The sequence below is a fragment of the Actinotalea sp. JY-7876 genome (genome assembly GCF_014042015.1).
Taxonomy (GTDB): Bacteria; Actinomycetota; Actinomycetes; order Actinomycetales; family Cellulomonadaceae; genus Actinotalea.
Genome location: NZ_CP059493.1, coordinates 283,154 through 299,268 on the forward strand (window position 1 = coordinate 283,154; position 16,115 = coordinate 299,268).

Below are 16,115 nucleotides of genomic sequence, written 5' to 3' on the forward strand. Positions count from 1 at the left end.
CCAGTTCAAACATCATTCGCCACTTGAAAGGATACCACCCCGATGGGTTGGAACATGCGAGCAGAAGCCGTCAATGCGCACAAGGAAGCCATCCGTGACAGGCGCACGGAGATCGCCGCGATCAACAAGCGCCTTACCGCAGCAAACAAAACACTGACGGACGCCAAGCGATCCAACGACCCTGAGCGGATCGCCGCCGCCGAGCAGCGGCTCACCGAGGAGCGCGCACGAACGTTCGCCGACCTCGACGCGATCTCGCCCTACGCGCGGTTCAACATCACGGACATGGCCGTCCTGTACGTCGTCCTCTCGCATGCCAAGGAGGGCGTGAACCGCGACGGTCAGCCCCGCCAGTACTCCGCCACGCACCCCGGAGGGCCACGCACCACCACCCTCGGGCGCGGGCTCTACATCCAGGACATCAAAGATGAACTCAACGGCGGGCGCGGCGTCGAGGACGCGTTGGCGCGCCTGGTCGCTGGTCACGCGCTCGTTGTCGTCGAGTCCGGCAAGAACCTCGGCAAGGCCAACACCTACTACTGCCCGCCACCGGCCGAGATCCGCGCACGCCAAGGCGGGACGATCACCGGGACGCCAGCACAAGACAGCACTAAGGAGCAGAGCGAGCCAGTCAGCTTGGCGGAGCGCGCGGCTGCGAACGCCGTCCGCGCTCGAGCGGTGATCGACCGCAGGACCGCGAACCACGCTGGCCAGATCGCTCGGCTGGCGCACGGGCTCGGGCAGACCGAAGCGGAATGCGCCATCCGGCTGGACCGCATGCTCACGCACTTCCAAGACGCCTGGTCTGCTGACCACCGCGGCGCGCAGATGTCTGCAGCCGACGAGGAGCGTGCCGTAACTGAGACCGTGGACGCACTGCTGCAGAGGGCCGCGGCCTGACGCCCTCAGGCCGACGGTAGGCCAGTGCGCAGGCGTACCCGTGCGACGGCTTGGTGCACGCGGGTGGCGGGGTCCAGCGGCCCGACGGTGAGGCCATCGGGGTAGGTGGCGTCGTAGAGGGCGACGAGCGCGACGGCGAGCTCACGGAGCTCGTCGTGGCACCCCGGCTCGACGTCGCGGTCATCCACGGCCGGCCGCTTGGTGCGCTTCGATGGCGGCGAGGACGCGCCGCACGCCACGGGCGCGGTCGCCTGGCCACGTCAGGTCGACCTCGACGTCGGCGAGCACGTGGCCTTCACCGTCGCGCAACTCGTACCAGCCTTCGGTGCCGCGCTGGGCGTAGGCCACGGTCGCGCGCTTGCCTCCGCCGGTGACCTCGAGCCGCTGAGCGTCAGGCATCGCCGCCAGGGCCCGACGGAGCCGTTCACGTCCACGCTGGGCCTGGGTGCGTGGTGGGCGCTGGGCTGACGTGACGGCCGCTTCGGCGGCGGCGAGCTCGCGTGGGGTCCCCTGGACGCGTGCGACAGCGCGAGCGACCCGAGCCCGCTGTAGGGCGGTCGGGCGGCTGAGACCGTGGTAGGCGCCCTGTAGGAGTCCGAGTGCGACGAGTTCGCCGGCGGTCGCGTCGCGTGGCACGGCGAGGGGGTCGACCGGTGGCGGAGGCTCGCGCGCCGGAGGGGTGTGCGGGCCTCTGACCTGCGGAGATACGCTGGTGGTGACTAGTCAACGCGGGGCCCGCTGGGGTCATGGCCAAGTGGACAAGGGGGTGTTGCGCGCGTGGGCATGACGCGGCCCGCGCACCCCTGTCGGCCGCGCGGTAGACCGACCGCAGGTACTCCGCCACGATGCCTACATGACAAAGCGGACCATCACCGTCGAGATCGAACTCGATGACCAGCAGCCTGACGCGTACACCGACCTCGTGCACGGGCTCTGGTCGGTCGCTCACCTGGCAGCACCGGGAGCCGTGCGCGTAGTCGCTGACCGCCTCGCGGACGCCGCCGCTATGAACGCGCGGTGGGACGAGCTCGGCAAAACCGTGCCCTGGGCGTAGGCCCCGGTCAGCGTGGCGCGATTACTCGCCAGCGCCCACGGGCCCAGCTGCGAAGACGGCCTCATGCTCCTCGAACACGGTCACGCCATCGACCCGCATCCACGCGCCGGTTCGGCTCTGGATTGTCGACGGGTCCTGCCCGCTGTAGGCGATCACGTACCCCGGGAGCGCGATGATCGTCCAACCGTCAGGGAGCCGGTCCATTAGCCACGTGAGCCACTCACGCGCGGTGCGCATTGAACCCGAAGTGAAGTCGTCAGTGACATCGATCGATGCGAGTTCTCGGTTGGAGAGTGCGTCGGAGCCGAACCTGAAGTTGTACGGGAGGGCGGTCTTGAGCGCTGACATGGCGTGCCCGAGTGTCACGGGTTCGGTTGGACGGGTCACGACGATCTGCTTGTCGAGGTCGATCGGATGGACTCGGTCGAAGTGCGCGACCTTCACGAGACTGCGGTCACGGTTCTGACCGGGGTCCTTGTTGCCAAAGCCGTTGGTGTTCCAGACCGCAAGACCGCTGCCGCGGTAGCGCGAGATGAGCAACGTTTCGGGCGCGACGGCGTCCAGGTCCTCATCGACGTACACGCACCGGAACGTCACACGGTCGATCAACTGTCCGATACGTCCATCGATCTTCGTCCGGTGCTGCGTCAGGCGCGCCGGGAGGTCACGGGTCGACTTCCCGACGTAGACGAGCACTCCGTCTTCGAACAGTTGGTAGACGCCGCCGCGACGTTCGAGCTGGCCGATGTTCGCTTCGGATAGGTCTGTTGCCTCGAGCGAGTCGAGTACGGCGATGAGCTGATCGCGTAAGGCGGCGGTCACGCTGAGGCGGAAGTCGGCGACGAAGGACACGACCCGCACGCTAGCCGGTAGGTCGGCATCAACCGCTGGTTAACGAGCAGTGTCGTCAGTCGGACGGTTGCGGAAGCGCATCCTGGAGGTACTTGATGACCTCCCTCTCGATGTCCGCGCGCTCGGGCGCGCCCGCAACTTGGCAGCGGGTCTCGGCGCAGTGGAGGACCTGCCTGCTGCGTGCGCGGGGTGTCATGCCTCCCTGACGGCAGCAACGGCGGCGTCGCGCGCAGGGCCGTCGGGCATGAGGGAGGCTGTGATCGCCTGCGCAACGAGGGCCTGGGCGTCCGTGAGCGGCATACGACCTGCGGGCAGGTTCGCTGCCCGCACTCGTCCGGGGTGGATCGTGTCCCACACCGATCGACCATTCCCGCGGGCGCCCCCTGGCGCGTTCGATCCAAATCCCGTCATGACAGCGTTCCACAAGACTGGGCGATAGGCGCGAAGGAGCGCACGCTCGGCAAGCACGACCCATGCATCGTCGAGGACGAGGTAGCGCACTCGGAAGTCGGCGACGTCGACGTTGCTCGCCTCGCCGACAGACCGCGTGTGGTCTTGAATCCGCTCCAGGAGGTTGTACCCGTCCTGGTCCGTCGGGTCGCCGTAGCTGCTATTGCCTGCTGCGGCCTTCCCAACGTAGACCGGCACGGTAGCTCCCGCAGCGACCAGCGGCGCGTACAAGGTAAAGGGGCCGTTGTAGTAGAGCGCGTACACACCTGCGCCACGGAACGCCGGCGGAGGGAACGGCAGCAGCGGGGCAGCCTCGAGCTTCTCACGAAGCAAGGTCTGAAGGTTCTTCAGAGCCAAAGGGTCGTATGCGTCTGCTGGCGGAGCATTGCGACGTGGTGGCACGCCGGGACGCTACAGCCGGCAGCTCGAGGGACTGGGTACCGGCGCGCCGGTACCCAGTCAGATGGTGACGGACTCGCCGACTGCGCGGGCGTCGGCGACGATCAGGTGGGCTTTCACAGCGTGAGCGACGGTCTGTGCGAGGTGGACCGGGACGGCGTTCCCGAGTTGGCGCATCGCCTCGGTCCATGACCCGTGAAGTTCGTACTCGTCGGGGAAGGTCTGAATGCGCGCTGACTCGCGGACCGTGAAATACCTCACGGACCCGTCGACGCGGCGGAGCATGTTCTCCCCGCCAGGGACACCGTGGTCGCCCGCCTTCAACGCCTTCGCGGGAAGGTCGACGGGAGACCCCGTGTGGCCGGCGTACGACCTTGCACCCGGCTGCAGGACATGGTTGTGGACCGAACGGGTGCCCTTGACAGTTGGCTCGGGGAGCCCAACGAGGGCATCCCTAACGGTGCGCCACGGCTTCAGGAGCGCCCCCGTGTCTCCATCACGAAGAGCGGCGATGCGAGCTTCGGTGCGTGCGGGACGCTCGGGCCGGTCCTTGGTTGCGACCTTGTGCCGGTCCCAGTAAGCCCCCGTGACCCACTGGTCGTATAGGAGCGCGTCGTAGGAGTGTGTCGGATCCGGGAAGCTGAACTCGGCGTCGAGGTCAGCGCGGAAGCCCACGAGGAAAACACGCCAACGCTGCTGCGGCACGCCGTAGTCGGCGGCGTTCACCACCGTCGGCACAAGGTTGTAGCGCAGGCCGGTGTCTGAACTCGTGGTGTGGTCAGCCTGGAGCCGCTGCAGGTGCTCAAACCACGACTCATCGTCACGGCGCACGTTCTCCGGGTGCTGGAGCCGGAGCTGCACGTAGCTGTAGTAGTTGCTGAACGTCGAGCGTGTGAGCCCCCTGACGTTCTCGATCAGGAACGCCTTGGGGCGCAACGTGCGGATGACCTCCGCTGTGGCGGGGAACATGTCGCGGGCGTCACCTGACGCTCGATGCTTGCCGCCCATCGAGAACGGCTGGCAGGGCGGCCCACCGGCCACGAGCGTTACGTCGGTCACGCCGCCCCAGTCCACGGCACGGACGTCGCCCTCATGGACGCGCCACTCGGCGACCAACTCGTACCCGTCGCGCTGGTTCTCGCGGATGGTGTCGCAGGCCCATCGGTCCCACTCGACGGTCACGGCAGGCTTGAAGCCAGCCTGTGCGCAGCCGAGGGCAAGGCCACCAGCACCAGCGAACAGTTCGACGGATCTCACGCCCGAACCTTAACGGGCCCTACCCACACGCGTTAGACGCCCGCCGAGCGGATCAGCCTAGTCTGGCGACGTGACACCGACTGGCTCTTGGGCGTCGAGCAGGGCTGTCCGTGCGGTCATGCAAGCGAACCGGAGCCGCGATACGCGGCTCGAACTTGCAGTGCGCCGCGAGCTGCACCGACGAGGGCTGAGGTACCGGGTGTCCTACCGGCCGGCGGGCACTCGACGGACCATCGACGTCGCGTTCACGCGTCAGAAGGTTGCCGTCTTCCTCGACGGTTGCTTCTGGCACGGATGTCCCGACCACTACAGGCCAGCGCACAAGAATGCCGAGTTCTGGTCGGCGAAGATCGCAGCAAACCGGGCGCGTGACGCGGACACCTCGGCGCGTCTGCAGGCAGCGGGATGGGTCGTCCTCAGGTACTGGGAACATCAGAGCTCAACCTGGATCGCCGACGAGGTGGAGAGAGTGGTGCGCGAAGGAGTTCGCCCGTTCGCTGGGTGGTTCACCCTCGATGCCTTCGAGGCGGAGGCGGCGGAAGGAGGACCTGTAGCCCCTCGGTGGCCCGCCGTGACGTTCGGGGACCCATGGAACGGGTGGGCGACGCCGGTCGTGACCCCTGAGGTGCTGGTCTCCGTGTTGGACGTCGTCGCAGCGGCAACGGGTGAGGCGCACCGTTGGGACGGCGACGTCGCCGTGGTCGCCGGACCGGTTAGCGAATCGGGCGAGCCTGAGTACGAGGACCGACTCGAGCCGGACGACTCGGGCCTCTACGACCTCGGCGAGCTCGGCTGGACGTGGGTAGAGCTGGCTTGACTGTCCGGCAGGGTCTGATGTAGCAGGGTAGCCGGTTGTCGGCGTGGTTGTCAGACGGCCGGAAGCGGCGCGTGAATCGCAGCCGACGTGGGACAACGGGCAGTGTAGCGACGGTCTTGAAAACCGTTGGTGCGGTGACCCCGCACTCAAGGGTTCGAATCCCTTGCCCTCCGCCCGCGCGCCAGCCGTGCCCGTCAGGGCTGCTGGACCGTGACCAGGGGCGTCGAGCCCTCGGGGACCACGTAGACCGCGCCCGCCTCGCGGAGGGCCTCGATGCGGCGGCTCTCGATGATCTCGGGCGTCAGCGACGCGGCGAGGAGGCGGTTGGCCTCCGCCTGGCCGTTGGCCTCGGCGATCGCGGCTGCCGCCGCCTGCTCGGCCTGCACGACCTGCGCCTGCGCCTCGATGCGCGTCGCCTCGAGGTTCGCCTCGGCCTCCTGGACGCGCTGCTGCGCGGCCTCGACGGCGTCGAGCGACGCCTCGACCTGCTCGCTGAACCGGATGTCCTGGAGCTCGACGCGCTCGACCACCACGCCGTAGTCCGAGAAGTCCTCGTTGAGCCCGTCGAGGATCTCGCGCTCCACGTCGTCGCGGTACTCGCCCCGGAACTGCACGGGCGTCAGGACGCCCGGCACCTGCTCGACGACCTCCTCGCCGTCGACGACCTGGACGGGCTCCTGCTCGTCGGGGCGCACGTTCGACGGCGCCTCCCGCATGGTGGAGAGGATCACCGGCTGCACGACCTGGCGCGTGAAGTTCTCCTGCGTCCGGTAGCGGTTGTAGAGGGTGCGGATCTTCTCCGGGTCGGCCTGGAGCGAGTAGGAGACCTGCGCGTCGACGTTCGGCTGCACCCGACCCAGCGAGACGGTGATCTCGCGGCCCTGGATGTTGCCGTCCGTGTACGCGGGGGTGCCGTCGCCGGTGCCCGCGTAGGTCGCCGTCTGGGAGAGCAGGTCCCACGTGGAACGCGACTGCCACGGCGCCTTGACGCTGATCCCCGTGGTGACGTCCACACCGGCCACGGCGCCGCCGATGTTGACGATCACGTTGGCCTGGCCGGCCGCCTGCGAGTACAGGACCGAGGGGAGGAAGGCCAGGGCGCCGAAGGCGAGGGCCGCGAACCCGACCAGCCGGGGGAGCCTGGCCTTGTCCACGGTCACCTGGCGGGTCGTGCCCTTCTTCGTGACCTCCTTGGTCGTCGTCGGGCGCGTGCGCGCGAAGCGCAGGGCGCCGACGCCGAGCGCCAGCAGCAGGAGGGCGAGCACGAACCAGGCCACGACGGGTCCTCTCTCAGGGGGTGCCGCGGTCAGACGTCGCCGCGTGCGGGCACACCCTGCCCGACCGAGATCATCTCCGGGCTGACCGACACGCGCCGGCCCCGGTGGACCAGGACCGCGCCGACGTAGATCGACCAGAGCGAGAGCGTGTCGAACGCGAGCCGCTCGGAGATCCCGAAGGGCACGCCGAGGCCCGTCCCCCCGGTGACGACGTCGAGGAACAGGACCAGGCCCACGATCGAGACGGCGAGCGTCACGGCGGTGACGGCCCGCACCGCACCGCCGTAGCGGGGGACCGCGGGGTCGCCGCGGCGCGGCCGGCCGAGCGCGACCACGAGCAGGCCCATGGCCAACCACTGCAGGACGCCCTGAGCCAGGGCAGCGACGTCGTGCCCGTCCGGGGCGACGTCCCAGGGCAGCAGGCCCACGCCGGCCAGCGCGAGGCCCGCCAGACCGGTCGCGACCATCGCCGCCCGCCCCCACGTCCGCCGGGGCCATGCGTCCCGCAGCAGGACGGCGCCGACGCTCACCGCGAGCCCGGCCAGGACGGTGGCCGCGTTGACGGCGTCGTGCCACGGGGAGCAGACGTACCGCGCGAGCGCGCCGCCCTCGGTGAAGGTGCCGCACGTCGTCACGCCCAGGTCGCTGATGGCGTTCGCGGTGAACGAGTACGCCTGGGGCCACGCGAGCGCGGCCGCGAGCTGGACGGCCAGCAGGAGGCCGCTCAGGGCCCAGGCGAGGCCGCCGCCGACGAGCCGTGCCGAGCCCTGTCGATCACGCCGTCGTCCGCCCATGGTCCGAAAACTACCGGTCGAACGGTGTGCCGCAGGGCCCGCCCGACCGATCACGGGCTCCTGCCGAGCGCGTCCCCGGTCGCCCACCTAGCGTGGGCGCATGAGCCCTGCCAGCCGACTCGTCGACCGGATGATCGTCGGGTACCAGCACCGCCTGTCCCCCCGGAAGGGCTTCACGTGCGCCCACCTGGTCGCGCACGGCGGGCGCTCCTGCTCGGCCGAGGTGCGTGACGTCGTCCGGCGCCGCGGGGTCCTGCGCGGCACCGTGCCGACCGTGCTGCGGTTCGCGGCGTGCTACCGGGCGGCGACCATGCTCGCGCAGACCGACGTCCGCGGCGTGTGCTGCTGCGGCGGCATCCCCATCCCGTTCCGGTTCTGACGGCCCAGCAGGCTGCGACCTACCGCATCTGCGGCGGCGCCGTGCCGACCGCGGTCCCGCAACGCAGTCCCGCGGACCCGGGACAATGGTGAGCATGACGACGCCCGACGAGCACGCCCTCGAGCCCGTCGAGCTGATCCGGCAGTCCGGCACGGTGCTGCGGATGGGGACGGCCATGCTGTCGTCGGGCACCGGCTCGTACCGGGTCAAGACGGCGATGCAGCAGGTCGCGACCGCGCTCGGCATCGACCGCCACCACGCCCACGTGACCCTCACGGAGATCACCGCGACGTCGCACCGCGGCCGCATCTTCCGCACCGAGGTGGCCGAGGTGCGGTCGGTCGGTGTCAACGCGCACCGCCTGGGCGAGCTGACGAACCTCGCGAACGGGCTGCGCCCGGGCGCCCGGGCCGACGACGTCCTGCGCGAGCTCGACCGGATCGACGCGCTGCCGCCGCTCTACCCGGCCTGGGCGAACGCCCTCTTCGCCGCCGTGGCGTGCGGGGCGTTCGCGTACCTGAACGACGGCGGGCTCGTCGAGGTCCTCGGGGTCTTCCTGGCCGCCGGCCTCGGGCAGCTGGTGCGGCGGTGGCTGCTGCACCGGCGCGCGAACCAGATCGGCGTGACGATGCTCGCGGCGGCCGTGTCGAGCCTGGCCTACCTCGCTTTCGTGCTCGTCCTGGACGCCGTCGGCGGCTCCGGTGCGACGCACGAGGCCGGGTTCATCTCCGCGGTCCTCTTCCTCGTGCCCGGGTTCCCGCTCGTGACGGGCGCACTCGACCTCGCCAAGCTCGACCTCTCGGCCGGCGTCGCCCGGATCACGTACGCCGCGCTGATCCTCACGTCGGCCGCGGTGAGCGTGTGGGCGGTCTCGTGGTTGACCGGCCTGGAGACCGACCCGTCGCCCGCGGCGGAGGTGCCGCTCGTGCTCGAGGTCGCCCTGCGGACCCTCGCCAGCGCGCTCGGCGTCCTGGGGTTCGCGCTGATGTTCAACTCCCCGTGGCGGATGGCGCTGGGCGCCGCGGCGATCGGCGCCGTGGCGAACGTCCTGCGGCTCCAGCTGGTGGACGGCGGCGTGGCCGTCCAGGCCGCGACGATGCTCGCGACGCTCGTGGTCGGCCTCATGGCCGCGTGGGTGGCCCCCCGGCTCCGCGTCCCACGGATCACCGTCTCGGTGCCCGCCGTCGTCATCATGGTCCCGGGCGCCGCGGTGTACCGCGCCGTCGTGGGCCTGAACAACGGCGACGTCGACGTCGCCGTGGCGGCGGGGATCCAGGCGGTGTTCGTCGTCGTCTCGATCGCCGTCGGGCTCGCCGTGGCGCGCATGCTGACCGACCGCGCGTGGGCCTTCGAACGCTGAGCACAGGCACTCACCGCCGGTTCCGCCGCAGGTCAGGGCTCGCTTTGCCCCTGGTCGGACCGGCCGGGTACCCTGACCTGCACACTGGAGACGTCGCATAGTCAGGTCTAGTGCGCGACCCTGCTAAGGTCGTGAAGGGGCAACCCTTCCGTGGGTTCAAATCCCACCGTCTCCGCTCTCTTTCGACGAACCCCGCGCCGCTCCGGTGCGGGGTTTCGTGGTTCCCGGGCAGGTGCAGGGCCAGGCCGCGCGGCACGCGCGAGGGCGGTGTCGCTGCCCTACGCTGCGGCGTCATGCGCGAGTTCGTGGACGGTGCCCGGCTGCTGCTGCGGGGCTGGGGCTTCTGGCGGCGACGCCCGTCCGCGATGGCGTGGGGTCTGGTGCCGGCCGCTCTGGCTGGCGTGCTGGTCCTGACCCTTTTCGTGGTGCTGGTCCTCAACCTCGAGCGGATCGGCGACGCCCTCACGGGGTTCGCCGACGGCTGGGGCGACCCGTGGCGCCAGATGGTCGAGCTCGCGGCGCAGGCCGTGGTCCTCGGGGCGGCGGTCGTGCTCGCCGTCGTGAGCTTCACCGGCCTGACCCTCGCGGTCGGGGAGCCCTTCTACGACCGCATCTGGCGCGCGGTCGAGCAGACCGAGACGGGGACGGTGCCCGCGGGTGACACGGGCTTCTGGCGCGGCGCCGTGGACGGCCTGGCGATGGTGGGCCGCGGGCTCGTGGTCGCCGTCATCGCGGGGGCGATCGGCTTCATCCCGGTGGTCGGCACCGTGCTCGGCTGGGTGGCCGGCGTCGTGCTCACGGGCTGGGTGCTGGCCCACGAGCTGACGACGCGCGCGCTCGTGGCGCGGGGCATCGAGCGGCGCGAGCGCAACGGCCTGCTGCGCGCCAACCGGGTGCGTGCGGTCGGCTTCGGGGCGGCGACGCAGCTCTGCTTCCTGGTGCCCGGCGGGGCCGTCGCCACCATGCCGGCCGCCGTCGCGGGCTCCACGCTCCTCGCCCACAGCCTGCTCGCGGGCACGCCGCTGCGCGTGGTCGAGGTCCCGGAGGCCCGCCGCGCGCAGGCCGGAGGGGACGGCCTCGCGGGGTGACCGGCGGGAGGCGCCCGGCCGCGTGGCGCGGCCGGGCAGCGCCGCCGGGGGAGCGGATTGGGACGGACCCCGCCCGGCATGTATTCTCGTCTGCGGCCCTCGGGCCACGCGCCCGTAGCTCAACGGATAGAGCATCTGACTACGGATCAGAAGGTTGGGGGTTCGAATCCCTCCGGGCGCACAGATGGAAGGCCCTTCACCAGCGGACACGCTCGGTGAGGGGCCTTCGTCGTCCCCGGGCCGTCGACCTCCGCGCGGGGCGTGTGCCCTCAGCGCACGGCGGCGACGACCGCCCCGACGGCGAAGATCGCGGCCTCGGCCGTGCGCGCGCGGTGCTCGGCCGCGCGGGCCTCGTCGCGTGCGAGCTGCAGCTCGGCCTCCAGCTCGGCGATGCGCGCGTCGAGCTCGGTGGTCGGGGCGGGCGTCAGCTGGTCGGTGGTCACACTGAGTCATCGGGTCGCGCGACGGCGGGTTGAGCGCGGGGCGGGGTGACGTCGGCCATTCACCCGGATGCAGCGCTGATCTTGGTCCGGTCGGGTGAGCGACGGCGACCGGCGTTCACCCGAGTGGGTGGTGGTGAGATGAGGGCACGGTGGCGACCCCGGTGAACCGGACGGGGCGTTGGGCCGTCTCCCCGGAGGACGGCGTGCGCGCGGACGCACGCGGTCCAGGGGCCGAACGGAGGGCACGGGCATGAGCGGACAGGCGGCTGAGGCGGCGGAGCAGGCGACGCGCACGACCGAGGCGGGCGGGACGCGACGCGTGTTCCTCGCCGGTTCCCTCGCGGTGGCCGGCGCGGGCGTGCTGGTGGCGTGCGCTGCGGACGACGGCGGCTCCGGCGGCGCGACCGGCGGCGGCTCCGGCGGCGGTGGCGCCACGGCGGCGGGCGGGCTCGTCGCGCTCGCGGACGTGCCCGTCGGCGGAGCGGTCTCCGCCACGACGAGCAACGGTGACAAGGTGCTGGTCACGCAGCCGGAGGCGGGGACGGTCGCGTGCTTCAGCGCCGTCTGCACGCACCAGGGCTGCGCCGTCGTGCCGGGTGACGGCACGCTCGCGTGCCCGTGCCACAACTCGGTGTTCGACCTCGCGACCGGCGAGAACCTCGAGGGGCCGGCGCCCAGCCCGCTTCCCGAGGTGGCCGTCGAGGTCAGGGACGGGCAGGTCGTGGAGGCGTGAGACCCGCGGCGGGCGGGGCGGGGGATGCGGTGCGTGAGCGCAGCCCCCGCTCCGCGACGAGCGCGAGGACCCCGAAGACGACCGCCCCGGCCTCGGACACGAGCGAGAGCACGGCGGGTGTGCCCCCGCCCGCCTCCTGCACGCCGAGGAACCCGACGGTGAGCGCCATGACGTACGCGCCCAGCGTGGCGAGGCCGAACCCGACGGTGGCGAGCACGGGCAGCCAGTGGTCCCACACCAGCAGCGCCAGGGCGACGACGACGCCGCCCACGAACGTGGCCAGGAAGCCCGGCCCGAGCACGGGGTGCGCCCGCAGGCCGAGCGTCCACAGGTCGAGGTGCACCACCGCGCTGAGCAGCACCGACGCGGCCGCCAGGCCACGCGCGACGTTGCCGGCCGTGCGCCGCCGGACCGTGCGGCTCACCGCCGCGCCCGGCGCCGCGGTGCTCGTGATCGGTGCTGCGGTCATGATGGTCTCCCCTCGTCGCGCCGGTCGTCCCCGGCGTGGACCCTCCCCGGCAGAGACGTGCCAGGGGGCGCGCCGGTTCACCGGGCGCGCTCCCGGCGTCGGGCCGGCGCCGGGAGCGGGGGGTGCCGGGTGCCCGTGAGCTCGTCCGACCTGATGATCGCGCTGCACGGCGAGCACGCCGGGCCGCTGTGGGGCTACGCGCTGAGGCTCACGGGCGGCGACCGCGTGCGCGCGCAGGACGTGGTCCAGGAGACCCTGCTCCGCGCATGGCGCTCGCCGCGCGTGCTGGACGGCTCGACCGGCTCGACGCGAGCGTGGCTCTTCACCGTCGCGCGGCGCCTGGTCATCGACGAGTGGCGCTCGTCCCGCGCGCGGCGCGAGGTGCTCGCCGACGACGTGCCCGAGCCGCGCCGGACCGACGGCGACGCGGACACCGAGGCCCTCCTCGAGGGCTGGCTGGTCGTGGACGCGCTCGAGCGGCTCTCGCAGGAGCACCGCGAGGTGATCCTGCTCTGCTACTACCGCGGCCGGACCGTCGCCGAGGCCGCACGTCTGCTCGGTGTCCCGGAGGGCACCGTGAAGTCACGGACGCACTACGCGCTGCGCTCGCTGCGGCTCGTGCTGCAGGAGATGGGGGTGACCCGTGGCTGACGCCGACCACGAGCGGTGGGCCGTCGAGGTGGGTCCGTACGTCCTGGGCTCGCTGGACCCGCACGCCCGTGCCCGCTTCGAGGACCACGCCGCCACGTGCGCGGCCTGCCGCGCCGAGGTGTCGGCGCTCGCCGGGCTCCCGGGCCTGCTGGACCGGGTGCCGGCCGACGTCGTCGACGAGCTCGAGGGCCGCCGCGGCGGCGCCGAGCGGGCAGAGCCGCCGCCCCTGCTGCTCGCCGACCTGCTGCGCGTGGCGCGCCGCGAGGAGCGCGCGCGCACGCGGCGTCGGCGCGTCGTGGGGGCGCTGGCCGCGGCGGCCGTGCTCGCCGCCGTGCTGGTGCTGCCCGGCAGCCCGCTGGCGCTGCCGTGGCGGACGGTCGAGACGCAGGTGGCGAGCGCGACGATCGAGCTGAGCCCGGTCGTGGACACCCCCGTCACCGCGACGGTGCGCCTGGACGACGTCGCCTGGGGGACGAAGATCGACCTGGTCTGCCGGCACGCGGGGGGCGGGGCGGACCCGGCGGCACCCGCGCCGGGTACGGCCGCGCCGGCGGAGCCCGGCGGCTACGGCGACGGGGGCGAGGGGGGACCGACGCGCGTCGGGTACGCGCTCGTGCTGCGGGACGGTGCCGGCAGGTCGGAGGAGGTGGCGACGTGGGCCGGCGTGGCGGACCGCGAGGTCACCGTGCCGGCGTCCACCCTCATGCGCCGCGCCGACATCGTCGCGGTCGAGCTCGTCGCCACCGACGGGACGGTGCTGCTGGCCGGCGCGCCGTAGCCCGCCGCGCGCGGCGCTCAGGCCACGCGGCGCACGACGACGTCGGTGATCTCGTGCCCCAGGTCCAGGCCACGGCGTTCGAAGCTCGTCACGGGCCGGTGCGCGGGACGCGGGGCAGGGCCGCCGTGGGGGTTCTCGAGCCCGGGATCCGCCGCGAGGACCTCGAGCACCACCTCGGCGTACGGCGCCCAGTCCGTCGCGACGTGCAGCACGCCGCCGACGGCGAGCCGCGACCGCATCAGGGCGACGTGGTCCGGCTGGACGATGCGCCGCTTGTGGTGCCGCTTCTTGGGCCACGGGTCCGGGAAGAACACGTGGATCGCGTCGAGCGAGCCCTCGGGCACCCGGTGGCGCAGCAGCTCGAGGGCGTCGCCGTGCGCGACGCGGACGTTGGTCAGCCCGGCCGCCTCCACCAGGAGCAGCAGGTTGGCGATCCCCGGCAGGTGCGCCTCGACCGCGAGGTAGTCCCGCCCGGGGTCGGCCGCGGCCATGGCCGCCACGGCCTCGCCCATCCCGGAGCCGATCTCCAGCACCAGGGGCGCGTCGCGGCCGAAGAGGGCCCGGCGGTCGAGCGGACCGTCGCCCGTGCCGTGCACCGAGAAGCCCAGCGTCGGCCAGAGGCGCTCGAGCGCCTCCCGTCGCGCGGGTCCCAGGGTGGCGCGCCGCGGGTGGAAGGTGCGCAACGGCCCGTGCGGCTCGGGTGCGCCGAAGGTGAAGTCGTCGGACATGGTGCTGATCCTCCCGGAGGGCTGCGCACGGCCGCCGCCCGGGGCGGATTCACCCGTGCGGCGGGGCGCCGGTGTCGATAGGGTCTGGCGGCCGGGCACCCGGTACACCGATATCTTCACAAGGGGAACCCATGCGTCTCGCACGTTCAGCCGCTGCTGTCGCTCTCGCCGTGACGGCGCTCGCGCTCACGGGATGCGGCCCCGACGAGCCGGTCCGGGACGAGGAGACCGGTGAGATCACCGAGAGCTCCGAGTCCGACGTCTTCGCCCTGCAGGTCGGGGACTGCATGAACAGCGGCGAGCTCGCCGAGGAGGTCGAGTCGGTCCCGACCGTCCCGTGCAGCGAGCCGCACGACTCGGAGATCTTCGCCTCGACCGAGCTCGAGGACGGCGACTACCCGGGCGACGACGCGATCTTCGACCTGGCGGACGAGTTCTGCCTCGCGGAGTTCGAGACGTTCATCGGCGTGCCGTACGACGAGTCCGAGATCTACTACCAGCCGCTCGCGCCCAGCGAGATGGGCTGGAACGAGCTCGACGACCGCGAGGTCCTGTGCATCGCGCTCGACGAGACCGAGGGTGGCATCACGGGCAGCCTGGAGGGCGCGGCTCGCTGAGCCGTCGTGGCGGTGGGTCGGCCGGGAGTCGCTCGGCCACCCACCGCGCCACGTCGGCGAGGTAGCGATCGCGTGCCGGCGCCGACGACAGCGCGAGGTCGTGCACGCCGCCCGGGACCTGGACGATCGTGACGTCGGGGCCCAGCCGCGGCGCGCGCTCGACCATGTGCTCCACCGCGAGCACGCTGTCGGTGCGGTCGAGCGCCTCGTGCAGGCGGTCGGCGGGGCCGGACGCGTCGCTCGTGCACACGAGCACCGGGACGTCGACGGCCAGGCCGCGCGCGACGGCGCGGTGCCCGCGCCGCACCGAGCGGATGAAGCCCGCCCGGACGCCGAAGCCCTCGTGCGGCTTCCACGCCAGGTCGTAGTCCCAGGGGCCCCCGGTCTCGCGGTGCAGGCCCCGCCCGTAGTGGGGCTGCAGCTGCGAGACGACCGTGTGCGGCGCGACCCTGCCGAGCATGTCGACGGCGCGCGTCGTGACGACGCGGTCGAACCACCCCCGGTTGAGCTCGAGCCACGGGCTGTTGAGGACGAGCGCGTCGACCACCGGCTCCGCGCGGCCGCGCCGCTCGTGCGCCCAGAGGCACAGCAGCAGCCCGCCGGTCGAGTGCCCGTGCCCGACGACGACGGTGTGCCCCCACTCACGCAGGAGGCGCACCGAGCGGTCGAGCTCCTCGGCGTGCACGGCCAGGTCCGGCGCGTCGTTGGGCCGCTGGTGCGCCAGCAGCGAGCGGCCGTAGGACCGCAGGTCCAGGGCGTAGAAGTCGTAGCCCATGGCGGCCCACGCCTCGCCCAGGTGCGCCTGGAAGAAGTAGTCGACGTAGCCGTGGACGTACAGCACCGCCCGCTCCAGCCGGGGGACCCCACGGCGCCGGACGAGCGTCGCGACGCCCGGACCCTGCGCGTCGGGACGCAGGTCGAGCGTCAGCGCCTCCCATCCGGGCAGCACGTCGTCGTGCCACTGGGCGTGCCTGGCGGGCGGGGTCCCGGGTCCGTGCGTCACGTCGCTCCTCGTGGGCGCTGGCGGCGTCCGCGACGCCGGCGTGCGCACATCGTGGCAGGCGCCCGG

21 protein-coding genes and 3 tRNA genes are annotated in these 16,115 nt (G+C 72.3%); 13 read left to right on the forward strand and 11 right to left on the reverse strand.

The features are described from left to right. Positions 1–42: 42 nt before the first annotated feature. A complete protein-coding gene (locus H2O74_RS01340) occupies positions 43–900 on the forward strand; it encodes a hypothetical protein (protein ID WP_182112785.1) in 858 nt (285 codons plus the stop codon). Positions 901–905: 5 nt separating this feature from the next. Here the strand turns inward: H2O74_RS01340 and H2O74_RS01345 are convergent, their stop codons facing one another. Both H2O74_RS01345 and H2O74_RS01350 read right to left on the reverse strand, forming a co-directional pair. Then, complete coding sequence (locus tag H2O74_RS01345) at positions 906–1,088, reverse strand: hypothetical protein (protein ID WP_182112786.1); 183 nt, start codon at positions 1,086–1,088, stop codon at positions 906–908. Further along, a complete protein-coding gene (locus H2O74_RS01350) occupies positions 1,081–1,299 on the reverse strand; it encodes a hypothetical protein (RefSeq protein WP_182112787.1) in 219 nt (72 codons plus the stop codon). The genes H2O74_RS01345 and H2O74_RS01350 overlap by 8 nt, the downstream gene beginning before the upstream one ends. Positions 1,300–1,753: 454 nt before the next feature. Between H2O74_RS01350 and H2O74_RS01355 the strand changes: the two genes are divergently transcribed. Beyond that, positions 1,754–1,954: a hypothetical protein gene (locus tag H2O74_RS01355; RefSeq protein WP_182112788.1), complete on the forward strand. Its 201-nt coding sequence runs from the start codon at positions 1,754–1,756 to the stop codon at positions 1,952–1,954. 21 nt (positions 1,955–1,975) lie between these two features. Here the strand turns inward: H2O74_RS01355 and H2O74_RS01360 are convergent, their stop codons facing one another. The 3 genes from H2O74_RS01360 to H2O74_RS01370 form a co-directional block, all read right to left on the reverse strand. Then, positions 1,976–2,806, reverse strand: a complete 831-nt coding sequence (locus H2O74_RS01360; protein ID WP_182112789.1) for a GIY-YIG nuclease family protein — start codon at positions 2,804–2,806, stop codon at positions 1,976–1,978. Between the two features lie 192 nt (positions 2,807–2,998). Beyond that, positions 2,999–3,589, reverse strand: a complete 591-nt coding sequence (locus tag H2O74_RS01365; RefSeq protein ID WP_182112790.1) for an Eco29kI family restriction endonuclease — start codon at positions 3,587–3,589, stop codon at positions 2,999–3,001. Between the two features lie 126 nt (positions 3,590–3,715). Beyond that, positions 3,716–4,912, reverse strand: coding sequence for a DNA cytosine methyltransferase (locus tag H2O74_RS01370; RefSeq protein ID WP_182112791.1), 1,197 nt, complete (start codon positions 4,910–4,912; stop codon positions 3,716–3,718). A gap of 70 nt (positions 4,913–4,982) precedes the next feature. Here H2O74_RS01370 and H2O74_RS01375 point away from each other — a divergent pair, with 70 nt between their 5' ends. After that, positions 4,983–5,729 carry a very short patch repair endonuclease gene (locus tag H2O74_RS01375; protein ID WP_255491715.1) on the forward strand — a complete coding sequence of 249 codons (747 nt, stop codon included), beginning with the start codon at positions 4,983–4,985 and terminating at the stop codon, positions 5,727–5,729. An 89-nt stretch (positions 5,730–5,818) separates the two neighbouring features. Then, positions 5,819–5,902: transfer RNA gene (locus H2O74_RS01380), tRNA-Ser, on the forward strand. Positions 5,903–5,923: 21 nt separating this feature from the next. Here the strand turns inward: H2O74_RS01380 and H2O74_RS01385 are convergent. Both H2O74_RS01385 and H2O74_RS01390 read right to left on the reverse strand, forming a co-directional pair. Beyond that, positions 5,924–7,006, reverse strand: coding sequence for an SPFH domain-containing protein (locus H2O74_RS01385; protein WP_182112792.1), 1,083 nt, complete (start codon positions 7,004–7,006; stop codon positions 5,924–5,926). Positions 7,007–7,035: 29 nt separating this feature from the next. Beyond that, a complete protein-coding gene (locus tag H2O74_RS01390; RefSeq protein WP_182112793.1) occupies positions 7,036–7,800 on the reverse strand; it encodes a DUF998 domain-containing protein in 765 nt (254 codons plus the stop codon). Positions 7,801–7,900: 100 nt separating this feature from the next. Between H2O74_RS01390 and yidD the strand changes: the two genes are divergently transcribed. The 5 genes from yidD (at position 7,901) to H2O74_RS01415 (ending at position 10,808) form a co-directional block, all read left to right on the forward strand. Continuing rightward, positions 7,901–8,179: a membrane protein insertion efficiency factor YidD gene (gene yidD / locus H2O74_RS01395; RefSeq protein ID WP_182112794.1), complete on the forward strand. Its 279-nt coding sequence runs from the start codon at positions 7,901–7,903 to the stop codon at positions 8,177–8,179. Between the two features lie 94 nt (positions 8,180–8,273). After that, complete coding sequence (locus H2O74_RS01400) at positions 8,274–9,539, forward strand: threonine/serine exporter ThrE family protein (RefSeq protein ID WP_182112795.1); 1,266 nt, start codon at positions 8,274–8,276, stop codon at positions 9,537–9,539. An 86-nt stretch (positions 9,540–9,625) separates the two neighbouring features. Continuing rightward, a tRNA-Ser gene (locus H2O74_RS01405) sits at positions 9,626–9,714 on the forward strand. Positions 9,715–9,832: 118 nt separating this feature from the next. Beyond that, complete coding sequence (locus tag H2O74_RS01410) at positions 9,833–10,627, forward strand: EI24 domain-containing protein (protein ID WP_182112796.1); 795 nt, start codon at positions 9,833–9,835, stop codon at positions 10,625–10,627. Positions 10,628–10,735: 108 nt separating this feature from the next. After that, positions 10,736–10,808, forward strand: a tRNA-Arg gene (locus tag H2O74_RS01415). 88 nt (positions 10,809–10,896) lie between these two features. Here the strand turns inward: H2O74_RS01415 and H2O74_RS01420 are convergent. Continuing rightward, on the reverse strand, positions 10,897–11,070 hold the full coding sequence (locus H2O74_RS01420) for a hypothetical protein (protein ID WP_182112797.1): 174 nt from the start codon (positions 11,068–11,070) through the stop codon (positions 10,897–10,899). A 250-nt stretch (positions 11,071–11,320) separates the two neighbouring features. On the opposite strand from H2O74_RS01420, the gene H2O74_RS01425 reads away from it, so the two are divergent. Further along, positions 11,321–11,803: a Rieske (2Fe-2S) protein gene (locus tag H2O74_RS01425; protein WP_182112798.1), complete on the forward strand. Its 483-nt coding sequence runs from the start codon at positions 11,321–11,323 to the stop codon at positions 11,801–11,803. Here H2O74_RS01425 and H2O74_RS01430 read toward each other — a convergent pair. Further along, positions 11,775–12,272: a hypothetical protein gene (locus H2O74_RS01430; RefSeq protein WP_182112799.1), complete on the reverse strand. Its 498-nt coding sequence runs from the start codon at positions 12,270–12,272 to the stop codon at positions 11,775–11,777. The genes H2O74_RS01425 and H2O74_RS01430 overlap by 29 nt on opposite strands. A gap of 129 nt (positions 12,273–12,401) precedes the next feature. Here H2O74_RS01430 and H2O74_RS01435 point away from each other — a divergent pair, with 129 nt between their 5' ends. Further along, positions 12,402–12,923: a sigma-70 family RNA polymerase sigma factor gene (locus H2O74_RS01435; protein ID WP_304518605.1), complete on the forward strand. Its 522-nt coding sequence runs from the start codon at positions 12,402–12,404 to the stop codon at positions 12,921–12,923. After that, positions 12,916–13,701: an anti-sigma factor gene (locus H2O74_RS01440; protein ID WP_182112800.1), complete on the forward strand. Its 786-nt coding sequence runs from the start codon at positions 12,916–12,918 to the stop codon at positions 13,699–13,701. Before H2O74_RS01435 ends, H2O74_RS01440 begins: the two co-directional genes overlap by 8 nt. Positions 13,702–13,718: 17 nt before the next feature. Here the strand turns inward: H2O74_RS01440 and trmB are convergent, their stop codons facing one another. Further along, positions 13,719–14,429 carry a tRNA (guanosine(46)-N7)-methyltransferase TrmB gene (gene trmB, locus H2O74_RS01445; protein WP_182112801.1) on the reverse strand — a complete coding sequence of 237 codons (711 nt, stop codon included), beginning with the start codon at positions 14,427–14,429 and terminating at the stop codon, positions 13,719–13,721. A gap of 131 nt (positions 14,430–14,560) precedes the next feature. Between trmB and H2O74_RS01450 the strand changes: the two genes are divergently transcribed. Next, positions 14,561–15,046, forward strand: a complete 486-nt coding sequence (locus H2O74_RS01450) for a septum formation family protein (RefSeq protein ID WP_182112802.1) — start codon at positions 14,561–14,563, stop codon at positions 15,044–15,046. On the opposite strand, the gene H2O74_RS01455 is transcribed toward H2O74_RS01450, so the two are convergent. Next, on the reverse strand, positions 15,015–16,049 hold the full coding sequence (locus tag H2O74_RS01455) for an alpha/beta hydrolase (RefSeq protein WP_182112803.1): 1,035 nt from the start codon (positions 16,047–16,049) through the stop codon (positions 15,015–15,017). The genes H2O74_RS01450 and H2O74_RS01455 overlap by 32 nt on opposite strands. Between the last annotated feature and the right edge of the window lie 66 nt (positions 16,050–16,115).